Raw genomic sequence first — 14,450 nt, 5'->3', positions numbered from 1 at the left:
CGTTTTGTGACGGCAGAAAATTACTGGTTGCTGGCCTGCATGGCTTCGATTTGCATCTGGACCTGTTTTTCTGCGCTATCCAGCGCGGCTTTAGGATCCTGTTTGCCGGTCAGGCTCAACTCCAGCGCGGCGTTGGCTGGCCCCCAGACTTCACCCATTTCAGGGATGCCCGGCATGGCAGTTGCGCGCGCCGACTGTACCGCGACGGCACTCGCTTTTTCGTCGTTTTTGATAACCGGATCGTCGATCATCGCGGTAAGCGGCGGGATTTCACGCGTGGCGATGTAGCGCGTTTTCACATACTGCGGCTGGTTGATGAATTCGATAAATTTCTGCGCCAGGGCTTTGTCTTTGCTCCATGTGGAGACAACGTAGCCTTTCACGCCAAGGAAAGAACTCATAGGCTTGCCGTCGGGCAGCGTTGGCAGCGGCGCAACGCCGTAGTTGATCCCTGCCGCTTCATACGGCTGGAATGCCCACGGCCCATTGATCACGGCAGCTGCTTTCTTCTCGGTGAACAGGGAGTCAATGGCGTTCAGACCGTTGTCACCGACTATCCCGGCCGGGAAGATCCCGTCGGCGTAGAATTTTTTAAGGTACGTCACGGCCTCTACCGCGCCCGGCTTGTTCAGGCCAACGTCGCTGGCGTTATAGCCGCCCTTGTCGTTATGACCAAAGATGTAGCCGCCCATCGGGGAAATTGCCCCCCAGCTGTAGTAAATCTGGTCGAACTTGGCGAGCAGGCCGTACTGGTTTTTCGCGCGCTGCTGTTTCGAAAAGTCATACCAGTCCTGCAGCGAATTGAGGGGCTTGTCGATGAGGTCTTTGTTGTAAATCAGCACCAGCGTCTCGACCGCTTTCGGTACGCCGTAGAGGGCATTATCCATTTTGAAGGCATTGATTGAGGCCGGGGTGTACTGTTCGGTCTGCTTAGCCTCCAGATTCAGGGGGGTCAGCAACCCTTGCACTACGGCACCGCCCAGCTGATCGTTAGGGATCACCAGCACGTCCGGGCCAATGCCCGCCGGGCCGTCCAGACGCAGTTTTTCCAGCTGCTGGGCGTAAGGGGTTTCCTGAACGTTGACCTTAACGTCGTACTGTTTTTCAAAGTCAGCCACCGCCTCTTTTATACCGGATGACTTCTTGATGTCTTCCCAGACGTTAAGCTGCGTGGTGGCATGTACCTGCACCGAGAGCGTAGAGAGGATCAGAGCGGCAAGTAGGTTCTTTTTCATTACAAACCTCATGTGAAGGTATAACAATTTTATGGTTGTTATGACATTTAACGCCTTATCTGCCTCATCTAAAATTCAGTAAAATCAGATGCTGCACGTATGACATCAAATATCTTTGGTTTGGTATACGCTACCCTTCACATCATGATAACTCTACAAAAAACTGTAAGTTGTGTGATCGTCATAACATTAATGGAAAATCTGTATATGGCGCATGAATACTGGAAGTTATAGTCAATACAGACAAATTGCACCGTCCAGCTATGTTGAACCTGATTGTTATACGTAAAACATAAACAGCGGTTTACTCGGGGAACACTGATGTCAAACATACAGTTAAGGAATGTCACCAAGCGCTTTGGCGACACCGTCACCTTGCACAACGTGAATCTTGAAATTGAAGACGGGGAATTCGCCGTCTTTGTTGGCCCTTCCGGCTGCGGTAAATCGACCATGCTGCGCATGATTGCCGGTCTGGAGGAGATTAGCGAAGGTGAAGTCTTAATCGGTAATGAGGTCATGAATGACGTCGCGCCTTCCCACCGCGGCGTGGCCATGGTGTTTCAGTCCTACGCGCTCTATCCGCACATGACGGTCGCCGAAAACATGGGCTACGGGCTGAAAGTGAATAAGGTCCCAAAAGAACAGATCCGTCACCAGGTGGAGATGGTGGCAAAAACGCTGCAGCTCTCCCATCTGCTGGACCGCAAACCTAAACAGCTTTCGGGCGGGCAGCGCCAGCGCGTGGCAATAGGCCGCGCCATCGTGCGTAACCCGCGCGTCTTTATGTTTGATGAACCGCTCTCTAACCTGGACGCCGAACTGCGCGTCGAGATGCGTCTGCACCTTGCCCGCCTGCATCAGGAGCTGAAAACCACGATGGTGTATGTCACGCACGACCAGATCGAAGCGATGACCCTGGCCGACAAGATCGTGGTCATGAACTATGGCAAGGTTGAGCAGATGGGCGCCCCGATGGATCTCTATTACAAACCGGCAAATAAGTTTGTCGCCGGGTTTATCGGTTCTCCGAAGATGAACTTTCTGCCGGCGACCGTTGAAGCCTGGCAGCCAGGTAAGCTTACCGTCAGGCTATCGCAACAGAAGTCGCTCGCGCTCGCGATAACCACCACACCGCTGCAGCCGGGAAGTCAGGTCACGCTGGGCATCCGCCCGGAACATTTAACCACCGACCTTCACCGCGGCACGCGGCTGGAATTTAACTGTGAAGTGGTGGAGCGACTGGGAAACAATACTTACCTGTTTGGGCAATGCTATGGCCATGACAACGTGAAGATCTTGCTGCCGGGCGACGTGAAGTTCGCGCCCTGGCAGAAGATAGACGTGGCGTTTGACGACCATCACTGCATGGTTTTTGACGACCAGGATGTACGGGTGAGCGCTGATATCGAAGATGCGGTGCGTTCGGTGGCTTAACGCGCGCCACCGTCAGCCAGCGTCCTCACCGCCCGCCCAAACGCCTCAATCGCCAGCGCAACATCCTCAGCCATCACCGACTCCGCCGGATGGTGGCTGATGCCCCCCTTGCAGCGCACAAATAACATCCCCACCGGCCAGCGTTCTGCCAGCGCAATGGTGTCGTGCCCGGCACCGCTCGGCAGCGATAGCGTGCGGCCCTGAACCGATGTCACGGCCTCCCCTAACAGCGATTGCAGTCTGGCATCGCAGGGCGTGGCGGCTATCCGGTAAAACTCCTCGGCGCTGAAACGGAGCCCACGCCGGGCTGCGATCTCTTCCGCCTGAATGAGCAGCTCAGTGAGCAGTGCGTCCAGCGGGGCATCCTGCGGGCCGCGAATATCCAGCGATAGCGCCACCTCGCCGGGAATCACATTGACCGCGCCGGGCAGGCAGCGTAACGCCCCCACCGTGGCAACCAGATTGCCGCCGCGCTGTCGGGTGGTGTTTTCAACCTGCACCATCCATTCGGCAGCTGCGGCCAGGGCATCTTTACGGTGAGCCATCGGCACGGTACCGGCATGCCCGGCTTCGCCGGTAAAGAGACAGTTCAGACGCCGCGCACCGTTAATGGCTTCTACTACCCCCAGCGCCAGCCCCTCCTGCTCCAGACACGGCCCCTGTTCAATATGCAGCTCCAGACAGGCGCTGAAATCGTCCTGATGCCGCGCGGCAAGCGCTACCCGTGCGGGATCCAGCCCCGCCTGCACCATCGCCTGCGCCACGCTTATGCCACTGGCATCACAGGTATCAAGCCAATTCTCCGGCCAGGTGCCCGTCAGACCGCGACTGCCTAACAGCGTGATGCCGAAGCGGGTTCCCTCTTCGTCGCAGAAGCCAACAATCTCGATAGCCTGCGCCAGGCGCACGCCCTGCTGATGCAGACTGTCCACCACTTCAATGGCGGTGAGCACGCCAAGCATGCCGTCGTAGCGCCCGGCATTGCGCACGGTATCCAGATGCGAACCAAGCAATATCGCCGGTGCGCCCTCCTGCTGCGCCTCATAGCGCCCGCAAATATTCCCGACACTGTCCTGCCAGACGGTCATGCCCGCCTGGCTCATCCACTGCCCGACCAGCTGGTTGGCCTGCAGATGCTGCGTGGAAAGATAAACCCGCGTCAGGCCGTCCGGGGTTTCGCTGATGGCGGCCAGCGCATCGGCACGGGCCATCACCCGCTCTGCCGCCGGGCTCATTGTGACGTCTCGCGGCGATAATGATCCCACGCGGCCTGCATCGCCGCCCCCTGGGGGGTGGTGAATTTCAGGTAGTTCAGCACCGACTCCAGCGCGCTCAGGGTGGTCATTACGCAGTCTTTACGGGCGTTATAACCCATGGTGCCAATGCGCCATACCTTGCCGTGCAGCGGGCCAAACGAGGTGCCAATTTCGATACCGAAATCTTCCAGCATCAGCTTACGCACCTGATCGCCGTTAACGCCCTGCGGGATCACCACGCCCAGCACGTTGTTCATCTTGTGCTTCAGATCGCCAAAGGTCTCCAGCCCCATCGCCTGAATGCCTTTCAGCAGCGCATCGCCGTGCAGCTTGTGCCGGGCGATGCCGTTGTCCAGCCCCTCCTGCAGGATCAGCCGCGCGCATTCGCGGGCGCCAAACAGCGCGGTGGTGGCTTCAGTGTGATGGTTCAGCCGCTCCGGCCCCCAGTAATCCATCACCATGCCGAGATCAAAATAGTTGGAGTAGATCATCTCCTCGTCGCCGTCGCGATGGGCGTCGGTGCGGATCCCCTCCTCGACGCATTTGCGGCGGCGGATCGCCTCTTCCATGCGTGGGCTCAGGGTGATCGGTGACGTGCCGGACGGACCGCCAAGGCATTTCTGCATGCCAGCGGAGACGGCATCCAGCCCCCAGGCATCGGTTTCCAGCGCGTTCCCCCCGAGCGACGCGGTGGCGTCGGTGTAAAACAGCACGTCATAACGGCGGCAAATCGCGCCGAGCTCGGCCAGCGGCTGCAGCATGGTGGTGGAGGTGTCCCCCTGCACGGTCAGCAGCAGACGGGGACGAATACGTTTGATGGCATCCTCCACCTGATCCGGGGTAAATACCTCGCCCCACGGCACCTCGATAGTATGCACTTCTGCCCGGCAGCGGCGGGCGATTTCGCACAGCAGATGGCCGAAGCGGCCAAACACTGGCACCAGCACTTTATCGCCCGGGCGAATGGCCGACACCAGAATCGCCTCAATGCCCGCGCGGGAGGTGCCGTCCACCAGCATCGTCCAGCGGTTTTCGGTGCGGAACACCCCGCGATAGAGCGCCATCACCTCGTTCATGTAGTGGGTCATCGCCGGGTCGTACTGACCAATCAGCTGGCTCGACATGGCGCGCAGCACGCGCGGATCGGCGTTGATCGGCCCCGGCCCCATCAACAGACGCTGCGGCGGATTAAGTTGCGGAAATTGAGCGATATCCATTGTTAAGTCCTTATCAGTTGAGGCCGCGCACGGAGGAGATGAACTGCTTCAGTTCGGTGGTCTGCGGGTTAGCGAAAAGCGTTTTGCTGTCGCCCTGCTCCCAGACTTTCCCCTGGTGCATAAACACCACGCGGTCGCCCACTTCGCGGGCAAAATTCATTTCATGGGTCACGAGAATAAGGGTCATCCCTTCTGCTGCCAGCTGCTCCAGCACCTTAAGCACTTCGCCCACCAGTTCCGGGTCGAGCGCGGAGGTGATCTCGTCACAAAGTAAGACTTTTGGCGACATCGCCAGCGCACGGGCAATTGCCACGCGCTGCTGCTGGCCGCCGGAGAGACTCGACGGGTAGTAATCCAGACGATCGCCGAGGCCCACTTTCTCCAGCATCTGCTGCGCCAGCGCCCGGCATTCGGCGGCGCTTTTCTTCAGCACCCGACGCGGGGCGAGCATCACGTTTTCCAGCGCCGTCATGTGCGGGAACAGGTTAAAGTTCTGGAACACCATCCCGACCGAGCGGCTGATTTCACGCGCCTGGGAATCCCGGTCGGTAATGGTCATGCCGCCAAGCTTGATGCTGCCGTCCTGATACCCTTCCAGACCGTTGATGCAGCGCAGCAGGGTGCTTTTGCCGGATCCGCTGCGCCCGATAATCGAAATCACCTGACCCATGTCGATATCGAGATCGACCCCCTTCAGGACATGGTTATCGCCGTAGTACTTCTGCACCTGATTAATGGTGATGAGAGGCATTGAATTTAGTCTCCAGATAACGGCTGTAACGCGACAGCGGATAACACAGAATGAAGTAGCCCAGCGCCACCAGCGCAAAGACCTTAAACGGTTGATAAGTGACATTGGTGAGCATCGTCCCGGCTTTGGTCAGCTCGATAAAGCCGATGATTGACGCCAGCGCCGTGCCCTTAATCACCTGGACGGCAAAACCGACCGTCGGCGCAATCGCAATCCGCAACGCCTGCGGCGCGACCACCCGATAAAGCGTCTGGCCAAAGGTCAGCCCCAGACAGCGCGACGCTTCCCACTGCCCTTTGGGCAGCGCGCGAATGCTGCCAAACCAGATATCAAGCAAAAACGCGCTGGTGTAGAACGTGAGGGCCAGCGATGCGGCGGTCCATGGCGAGACATCGAGGCCGAACAGCGCCACGCCGAAGAACGCCAGAAATAGCTGCATCAGCAGCGGTGTACCCTGAAACAGTTCGATATAGCCGCGGATCAGGCGCATGATCATTCGCCCGCCAGTGAGACGCAGCAGCAGCAGCGGCAGGGTCACCACCGCGCCGCCAACAAACGCCACCAGCGACAGCAGTATCGTCCAGCGCCCGGCCAGCAGCAGGTTGCGAATAATGTCCCAGTCGGTAAAGGTGGTCATCATGCCTGTACCCCCAGCCATTTGCGTCCTGCCGCCATCATCAGCTGACGCAGGGTAATCGACAGCGCTAAGTAAATCCCGGTTGTCACCAGATAAACCTCAAAGCTCAGAAACGTTCTGGACTGGATCAGGTTGGCGGCAAAGGTCAGCTCTTCATACGAGACCTGCGACACCACCGACGAGCCGAGCATCACGATAATGCACTGGCTCACCAGCGCCGGATAAATACGCTGTAGCGCAGGCGGTAACACCACGCGAATGAAGGTCTGGGTGCGGGTCAGCCCCAGCACGCGTCCGGCCTCCCACTGCCCTTTGGGTGTCACCTGAATGCCCGCCCGGACAATCTCCGTGCTGTACGCGCCCAGATTGATCACCATCGCCAGCAGTGCCGCCTCACCCGCCGTCATCTTCAGCCCCATATTGGGCAGGCCAAAGACGATAAAAAACAGCTGCACTACAAACGGCGTGTTACGGATAATCTCCACGTAACCGCCCCAGATCCGGCTAAACCACGTCGCCCGCCCGCTGCGAATAGCCGCCCCGAAAATACCAATCGTCAGACCGCCCAGGGTCGCCATCACCGTCAACTGGATGGTGACCCACAGCCCGGCCAGCAGCGCCGGCCAGTGCGGCCAGAGCTCAGAGAAATGGAGTTGCTCTGTCATTGCCTTACACGCCAAGGCTTGCCGGCAGCGGCGCCTTGAGCCACTGCTCAGAGAAGCCGTTCAGGGTACCGTCTTTAATACCCTGTTCAATCAGCGCATCCACTTTCGCCTTCAGCGCTGGTTCATTTTTCTTCAGCCCGATAAAGCACGGTGAATCTTTCAGCATAAAGCTCGGCACCGGAGCTTTCTCCGCATTCTGGCGCGAGATGGCCGCCACCACGAGGTTGCCGGTGGCCACATACTGTACCTGTCCGGACAGATACGCCGACAGCGTGGTGTTGTTGTCCTCATAGCGTTTTACGTCTGCGTCTTTCGGCGCCAGGCTGGTCAGCACCATGTCCTCGACCGCGCCACGCGTCACGCCGATGGTTTTACCGCTCAGGGCGGCGGCATCTTTCAGCTCTGCGCCTTTCGGGCCAAACACTCCGAGGAAGAACGGCGCATAGGCGCGGCTGAAATCGATCACCTTTTCACGTTCCGCATTCTTACCGAGGCTTGAAATGACAAGGTCAACTTTGTCGGTTTGCAGATACGGCACGCGGTTGGCGCTGGTCACCGGGACCAGTTGCAGCTTGACCTTCATCTGTTTGGCCAGATAACGCGCCATATCAATGTCATAGCCCTGCGGCTGCAGATCGGTTCCGACCGAGCCAAACGGCGGGAAATCCTGCGGCACGGCAATGCGAATGGTGCCGCGTTTTTCAATATTTTGAAGCTGGTCCGCCTTTGCCGACAGGTTAGTGAAGAGACAAACGGCCCCGGCCAGTGCAATCAACAATTTTTTCATGGTGCTTCCCCGTAACGTTAACATGAAACAAAAGATTCTTTGAATTGGATTTTGCAACTAATGTGCCAGATAAAGCGAAACGCGGGATTTTGTTGTAAAGCCTGATAAAATAAAGGCGGGGCGAAAAAGCTCTCTCTTTTTCGCCCCGCCTCACCGCACCATTTCAATGCAAAGCACCACACCGATGCCCCATTATCGTTGTTCGAGCTCGTCCAGGTGCTGATACAGGGTGGCGATCTCATGAATGCGCGGACGGCCTTTATCGAGGATTTCATGCAGAAAGGCATTTGCCAGCAGGTTGATCAGGCTATTGACCGAGGCGTAGCTGTCATAGGCTGAGACGCTGTCCAGCGGAGCACAGAGCTGCCAGCTCGCCAGCGGAAACAGGCTGTGCGCCTGCGGCTCGCACATCAGCAGCACCGGAATACCACTGCTCTGAAGCTGCTGCAGCAGCGGGCGGATGATGCGCGGGCGGCGACGAAAGGCCATCATCACCACCAGATCGTCAGGGGTGAGATCCACCAGCTCTTCGCTCAGGCTCTGCCCGGGCTGCGGCAACACCAACACCTGTCCGCGTGCCTGCAACAGCTGCTGACGCAGGTGCAGCGCCGCGGGATAGGCGTTACGCATCCCGATAATGACAATGCGCCTCGCCTTAACCATGCTCGCCATCGCGTCGGCAAACTGCCGGGCATCCAGGGCATTCACCCACTGGGTCAGGTTGGCCATCTCCTGCTTATAGTGACGCGCCAGCAGCGTATTACCCTGCACCGCGTCGCGGTTGTCCGTCAGCGGCATACCGCTCTGGCGCAGGGTACGCAGCTCATCGCGCATGTCCTTATACTTCTCATAGCCCAGACGCTTAAACAGGCGGCTCACCGTGGCTTTCGACACCCCGCTCAGCTGTGCCAGCTCGGCGCTGTTGTAGCTGATCAGGTCGTCGAAGTGATCGAAAATAAAATCCGCCACCCGCTGCTCCTGCGGCGACAGTGACGCGTATTGTGCTTTCAGTCGTTCATCAAGCTGTTCCATAACGCCTCTGTAACGTTTGTTTCATCTCTTGCTCTCTATTCATTAAGCATGCCAGCTTATCAGCCGGGATGACATGAAACTTTTCTTTCATACCTGGAACAGCTTTTGCAGCGCCTTGTGACTTTCAGGGTTATGAGGACTGTTCATGCAAAGTAATGTCTCCGTACACGGAATGGCGGTTGCCCCCCATCATCTTGCCAGCCAGAGCGCGCTGTCTGTGCTGCGCGATGGCGGTAGCGCGATTGAAGCGATGGTCGCGGCAGCGGCCACCATTGCCGTGGTCTATCCCCATATGAATGGCCTGGGCGGCGATGGCTTCTGGCTTATCGTGCCCCCCGGCGGCGAACCGATTGCCATCGATGCCAGCGGCGCGGCGGGATCGCTGGCGACGCTTGCCGCCTATGGCGATCTGGCGCACATCCCCCACCGCGGCCCCCGTGCGGCGCTGACCGTGGCGGGTACCGTCAGTGGCTGGGCGGAGGCGCTTAAAGTCTCACACGCGCTGACGGGCAACGCCCTGCCGCTGACGCGCCTGCTGGCAGATGCCATTGACTATGCCCGCAATGGCACGCCGGTCACGGCCTCGCAGGCCACTGCCACCGCCAGTAAATTCGACGAACTGAAAGACCTGCCCGGCTTCGCAGAAACCTGGCTGGTAGACGGCAAACCACCGGAGGTCGGCAGCCGGTTTTATCAACCGGCGCTGGCCTCCACGCTGACGCAACTTGCCGAAGAGGGTCTGGAGAGTTTTTATCGTGGTCCGCTGGCGGCGCGTCTGGCCCGTGGGATGGAGACGCTCGGCCTGCCCATCACGCTGGCGGATTTGAACGCGCATGTCGCCCGACGCACCACGCCACTGAAATTAGCGCATCAGCAGGGTGAGGTCTGGAACCTCGCCCCACCGACGCAGGGGCTGGTCTCGCTGGCGATCCTCGGCATTACCGACCGTCTGGCGATGGCCGATGCCGACGACGCCGGGACAGTGCACCGCATTGTGGAAGCCACCAAACTGGCCTTTGGCCTGCGCGATGCCCACATCACCGACCCGCGCGAGCTGAAAACCGATATCCAGAGCCTGCTGGATCCTGCGGCGCTTCAGGCGCTCGCCGACCGGGTTAACGATAACCATGCCGCCCCGTGGGGCACCGGCAAAGGCCCTGGCGATACGGTGTGGATGGGGGTGATGGATAACAGCGGCCTGGCCGTGTCGTTTATCCAGAGCATTTATCACGAGTTCGGCAGCGGCGTGGTGCTCCCGGATACGGGTATCGTCTGGCAGAACCGGGGGGCGTCGTTCAGCCTCGATCCCGCACATCTTCTGGCTCTCGCGCCGGGCAAACAGCCGTTCCATACCCTGAACCCGGCCGCGGCGCGTCTGAACGACGGACGGGTGATGGTCTACGGCTCCATGGGCGGTGACGGCCAGCCGCAAACTCAGGCCACGCTCTTTACCCGCTATGTGGTGCAGGGTCTGCCGCTGCAGGAGAGCATCTCCCGTCCGCGCTGGCTGCTGGGGCGCACCTGGGGACAAAGCTCAGACACCTTAAAGGTGGAAGGCCGGTTTTCCCCCGAAACGATCGCACGCCTGCAGGCGCTGGGTCACGAGGTGGAGATCTTCCCGGACTTTAGCGAAGCCATGGGCCACGCGGGCGCGATTGTCCGCCACCCGAACGGGCTGTTTGAAGGCGCGTTCGACCCGCGCAGCAACGGCGGCGCCGCCGGATACTGAGGAGAAAACCATGACAACACAACAACCTGACTGGCATGCCTACCTGGCGCAGATGGAGGCCGTGCTGGGCGTTGAGCTGGATGACGCCCGCCGCGCGGAGCTTCAGCAGCAGTTTAGCCGCATTGCCACCATGGCCGCCCCGCTGATGGCGCTGCCGCTTGATGACCGTCTGGAGATCGCAGGAGTATACAAAGCATGAGGCTACACGAGATGAGTATCAGCGCGATCCAGCAGGCGCTGAGTGCAGGCGAGTTAAGCGCCCACGAGATCGCCCGTCAGACGCTGGAGGATATTGCGCGCATCAACCCGCAGATCAACGCCTGGACGGCGGTTACCGAAGCGCGGATGCTGGCCGAGGCAGAAAATATCGACACCCTGCGCCGGGAAAAGCGCCCCCTGCCGCCGCTGGCGGGCGTGCCTTACGCTGTAAAAAACCTGTTTGATGTGGCCGGGCACACCACCCTCGCCGGAGCCGAGCTGTTCAGCAAGCGTTCCGCTGCCAGCGCAGACAGCTTTGCGGTTCGCCAGCTACGCAGCGCAGGAGGACTGTTGTCCGGGATGGTCAATATGGATGCCTATGCCTACGGCTTTACCACGGAAAACAGCCACTACGGCGCCACGCGTAATCCGCACGATCTGACGCGCATTGCAGGCGGCTCCTCCGGTGGCTCTGCCGCCGCCGTCGCCGCCGGGCTGGTCCATTTTTCACTGGGTACCGACACCAACGGGTCGATTCGCGTCCCGGCGTCCCTGTGCGGAATTTATGGCTTAAAACCGACCTTTGGCCGCCTGTCACGCTCCGGCAGCCACCCGTTTGTCGCCAGTCTCGATCATATCGGGCCGTTTGCCCGCCGGGTGGGCGATCTGGCGTCCGTGTACGATGCGCTACAGGGACGAGACACCAGCGACCCTTTTCAGGCAGAGTCCTCCCGCGAGCAGACGCGGCCTTTGCTCGATCGCGGTCTGGATGGTTTGCGCTGCGCCGTCCTCGGGGGCTATTTCAGCACGTGGTGTAACGACGACGCCCGGGAAGCCGTCGCGCGCGCGGCACGTGCTCTCGACGTCCAGGAGGAGTTGCAGTTCCCTGAAGCCGCGCTGTCCCGCTCTGCCGCGTTTATCATCAGCGCCTCCGAAGGGGGGAACCAGTACCTGCCGTCACTTCGCCGTGAACCGGAGCGTTTTGAACCACACTCCCGCGAACGCCTGCTGGCTGGGGCAATGATCCCTTCCGCCTGGTATATTCAGGCCCAGCGTTTTCGTGCCCACGCCCGACAGGCCTGTAAAGCGCTGTTTGAGCAGGCCGACGTGCTGATCGCCCCGGCAACCCCGCGCAGCGCCACGACGATTGGCGAGCAGATCATGGAGATTAACGGGGAACCACTGCCGGTGCGCGCCAGCATGGGGATGCTGACGCAGCCGATCTCATTTCTGGGTTTGCCCGTCACCAGCGTTCCGCTACGCACCGCCCAGGGGGCACCGATTGGTCTGCAACTCATCGCAGCACCGTTTAATGAACAAGCCTGCCTGCGCGTGGCGCGGGTCCTGGAAGCGAGCGGGATAACCGATGCCCGTCCTGCGGAGATGGCACAATGATGAATCACGACGACATTAACCTTCCCTGGGTGGTGGCGGACGTCACGGCCGCGTTTTATCGCTATGAAGATGCGCTGGTGAGCAACAACATTGCGGTGCTGGATGAGTTGTTCTGGCACGACAAAAACACGGTGCGACTGGGCGCGGGGGAAAACCTTTACGGCATTGATGAAATCCGCGCCTTTCGGGCGGCGCGCCCCTCCGCCGGGCTGCAGCGGACGTTGCGCAATACCGTGATCACCACCTTCGGAGAAGATTACGCGGTGTGCAGCACCGAATTTACCCGCGAGGGCACAGAACGCATTGGCCGCCAGCAGCAGACGTGGGTGCGGTTTGCTTACGGGTGGCGGATCGTGGCGGCGCAGGTGAGTTTGATGGTGTAATGAAAAGATGCGTAGGGTTGCATCCATAAGACACCGCTGAGGTATCCACTCACGGTTGTTTATAGGGATGCATAAGTCCCTCTGCTTGCTATGGAAAAATCATCGTAGTCATTTTACAAACGGTAGTCATATATCCGGGTGAATAGTCATTCATGACATCATAAATTAACCAGACGCGTCGGGGTATTTACGGGGGAATGCATATGCTTTTGCAGTTCAGGGCGGGAAATCGCCCTGAGTGTTTTTTAGCAGTGTACGTAACGAGCGTATGATAAATCAGATCATTCTGGCGGAATATAATCTGTTATTTGCTCAGGTAAAAGAGAAGGCATTGCAACAGTGCGGCCTTCATCATCAACAAATTCAACCATGTAAGCCAGATGTGGTTTTTCATGTATGAATACGATGGCACCTATCATGCCTTTAGTTAACCCTTCATCCGGCAAATCTTCCGCTAACACAACCACTTCAAACTCTTCTCTTGTCATGGTCTGATCTCACTTAACCAAAATCGTCGTCATGCGTGGAACAACAGCATCAGTTTCATATATCCAACCGCTGCGCACTATCACTGTCTCACCGTTTATGCCTAATATCGGTATCTCTACAGCCATTCGCTGCCCGTACTGGTCCTCGTTCAAAATTTTAGCTGGGGCAGTTAGTATGCCCTCTCGGACTCGACCTGCTAACACGTCAGAATTTGTCGGGTTATAACCCAGTGCCGATTGGAATACTCTAGCCTTATGCCCGCCGACTGGGTGGTTAACATCTAAAGAGTAAGTTGATAGTTTTCTGTAATCTACAACGGCGTGTTCGGCATTAAGCAATGTGCCTGACTCTGAGGTAAACCCCTTTAAAGCTGGTGATTCAAACTCTGGGATTTTGCTTAATGACGATAACTTTTCCAGTTCGCCGGGGATGTTAATTTTTCCCATTCTTAGTCCGGCAGCAACAGAAGCGCCAGCAATGATGAGACCTTTGTTGTCCATAACCTGATCGTAACCTGCTGGAGCATCGCCGCCTAGCTGCTGTACGGTCTTATGAAACCCCTCTATGTTGCCGTTGTAGATGCCGCCCGCTGCAAGAAGCCTTCCAGCTGCTTTGTTGTTGATAGTTTTTGTGGCCTGAGCGTGTTGTATCGGGGCATCGGAATAGTGCTCCTTAACGGTCGGAGGCGGCTTCCTGCCCTGGTGTTCGTTGAGGACATGCTCGTAAATTTGATGCACAACATGCGGGAAGCTCTCGCCGTAGGTATCCATGAAGCAGTCATAAACCAGATTACCTTCGCCATCAAAGGAGAACGGATTGCGGAACCTATCCCACTTTTCCCCCGTGTCGACGCCGACCATCCAGCCGTGCCCAAGATTCCATTCCACCTCATCATGGAGCTCGTCGAATTCCGACCTGTGCTTGCGTCTGTAGGGCTGCGCCGCATAGCGGTGGTGAACACCTTGCCGACGTTTCGGGACACTATGACGGTGAAAAGGGTAACGCTGGTCATATCCCAGGTAATCCAGTTCGTAAAATATGCTCGCCATCTCAAGTGATTCACGTGGCGTGAGGATGAACTGAATATCAGCCGGAGCCAGTTTCCGCCTGGCTTCCCATTGCATGTAGAGTGTGAACATCCGGTGTCTGCCTTTCCCTTTAAAATTGCAGGGATTTTCCGGCTAATATGATGAAAAATCAATCGTTCAGATAAAGAAAGCCTCATGCCCCATGGTGGGT

15 protein-coding genes are annotated in these 14,450 nt (G+C 58.3%); 5 read left to right on the top strand and 10 right to left on the bottom strand.

The window, feature by feature from the left end; translation table 11 throughout:
* Positions 1-20 precede the first annotated feature (20 nt).
* On the bottom strand, positions 21-1,235 hold the full coding sequence (locus EQV24_RS21185; RefSeq protein ID WP_128311073.1) for an extracellular solute-binding protein: 1,215 nt from the start codon (positions 1,233-1,235) through the stop codon (positions 21-23).
* A 321-nt stretch (positions 1,236-1,556) separates the two neighbouring features.
* Between EQV24_RS21185 and EQV24_RS21180 the strand changes: the two genes are divergently transcribed.
* The gene (locus tag EQV24_RS21180; RefSeq protein ID WP_094084078.1) at positions 1,557-2,672 is read left to right on the top strand and encodes an ABC transporter ATP-binding protein; all 1,116 of its coding nucleotides are present in this window, start codon (positions 1,557-1,559) and stop codon (positions 2,670-2,672) included.
* On the opposite strand, the gene hpxK is transcribed toward EQV24_RS21180, so the two are convergent.
* From hpxK to hpxU, 7 genes are all read right to left on the bottom strand, one after another.
* Entirely contained in the window at positions 2,669-3,907 is a 1,239-nt protein-coding gene (gene hpxK / locus EQV24_RS21175; protein WP_130627024.1) for an allantoate amidohydrolase, read from the bottom strand. The genes EQV24_RS21180 and hpxK overlap by 4 nt on opposite strands.
* On the bottom strand, positions 3,904-5,145 hold the full coding sequence (locus EQV24_RS21170) for an alanine--glyoxylate aminotransferase family protein (protein WP_038419062.1): 1,242 nt from the start codon (positions 5,143-5,145) through the stop codon (positions 3,904-3,906). Before EQV24_RS21170 ends, hpxK begins: the two co-directional genes overlap by 4 nt.
* Before the next feature lie 13 nt (positions 5,146-5,158).
* Entirely contained in the window at positions 5,159-5,896 is a 738-nt protein-coding gene (locus tag EQV24_RS21165; protein WP_013097221.1) for an amino acid ABC transporter ATP-binding protein, read from the bottom strand.
* The gene (locus EQV24_RS21160; protein WP_047351997.1) at positions 5,877-6,533 is read right to left on the bottom strand and encodes an amino acid ABC transporter permease; all 657 of its coding nucleotides are present in this window, start codon (positions 6,531-6,533) and stop codon (positions 5,877-5,879) included. The genes EQV24_RS21165 and EQV24_RS21160 overlap by 20 nt, the downstream gene beginning before the upstream one ends.
* Positions 6,533-7,198: an amino acid ABC transporter permease gene (locus EQV24_RS21155; protein WP_040021584.1), complete on the bottom strand. Its 666-nt coding sequence runs from the start codon at positions 7,196-7,198 to the stop codon at positions 6,533-6,535. Before EQV24_RS21155 ends, EQV24_RS21160 begins: the two co-directional genes overlap by 1 nt.
* Positions 7,199-7,202: 4 nt before the next feature.
* Positions 7,203-7,985: a transporter substrate-binding domain-containing protein gene (locus EQV24_RS21150; protein WP_130627023.1), complete on the bottom strand. Its 783-nt coding sequence runs from the start codon at positions 7,983-7,985 to the stop codon at positions 7,203-7,205.
* 192 nt (positions 7,986-8,177) lie between these two features.
* Positions 8,178-9,017, bottom strand: coding sequence for a MurR/RpiR family transcriptional regulator HpxU (hpxU, locus tag EQV24_RS21145; RefSeq protein ID WP_130627022.1), 840 nt, complete (start codon positions 9,015-9,017; stop codon positions 8,178-8,180).
* 145 nt (positions 9,018-9,162) lie between these two features.
* Here hpxU and hpxW point away from each other — a divergent pair, with 145 nt between their 5' ends.
* From hpxW to hpxZ, 4 genes are read left to right on the top strand one after another with little or no spacing between them, the layout of a single operon-like run.
* Positions 9,163-10,746: an oxamate amidohydrolase gene (gene hpxW / locus EQV24_RS21140; RefSeq protein WP_130627021.1), complete on the top strand. Its 1,584-nt coding sequence runs from the start codon at positions 9,163-9,165 to the stop codon at positions 10,744-10,746.
* Between the two features lie 10 nt (positions 10,747-10,756).
* A complete protein-coding gene (gene hpxX, locus EQV24_RS21135; protein WP_029883244.1) occupies positions 10,757-10,945 on the top strand; it encodes an oxalurate catabolism protein HpxX in 189 nt (62 codons plus the stop codon).
* Positions 10,942-12,339 carry an AtzE family amidohydrolase gene (locus tag EQV24_RS21130; protein ID WP_130627020.1) on the top strand — a complete coding sequence of 466 codons (1,398 nt, stop codon included), beginning with the start codon at positions 10,942-10,944 and terminating at the stop codon, positions 12,337-12,339. Before hpxX ends, EQV24_RS21130 begins: the two co-directional genes overlap by 4 nt.
* Positions 12,336-12,722, top strand: a complete 387-nt coding sequence (hpxZ, locus tag EQV24_RS21125; RefSeq protein WP_013097228.1) for an oxalurate catabolism protein HpxZ — start codon at positions 12,336-12,338, stop codon at positions 12,720-12,722. The genes EQV24_RS21130 and hpxZ overlap by 4 nt, the downstream gene beginning before the upstream one ends.
* Before the next feature lie 281 nt (positions 12,723-13,003).
* Here hpxZ and EQV24_RS21120 read toward each other — a convergent pair whose 3' ends face one another.
* Both EQV24_RS21120 and EQV24_RS21115 read right to left on the bottom strand, forming a co-directional pair.
* Positions 13,004-13,210: a DUF4926 domain-containing protein gene (locus EQV24_RS21120; protein WP_130627019.1), complete on the bottom strand. Its 207-nt coding sequence runs from the start codon at positions 13,208-13,210 to the stop codon at positions 13,004-13,006.
* A 9-nt stretch (positions 13,211-13,219) separates the two neighbouring features.
* Positions 13,220-14,350: a DUF6883 domain-containing protein gene (locus EQV24_RS21115; protein WP_130627018.1), complete on the bottom strand. Its 1,131-nt coding sequence runs from the start codon at positions 14,348-14,350 to the stop codon at positions 13,220-13,222.
* Positions 14,351-14,450: the final 100 nt, after the last annotated feature.

The sequence above is a fragment of the Enterobacter sp. A8 genome, from assembly GCF_004296595.1.
GTDB lineage: Bacteria > Pseudomonadota > Gammaproteobacteria > Enterobacterales > Enterobacteriaceae > Enterobacter > Enterobacter cloacae.
This window is presented reverse-complemented; position numbering and strand designations above follow the sequence as displayed.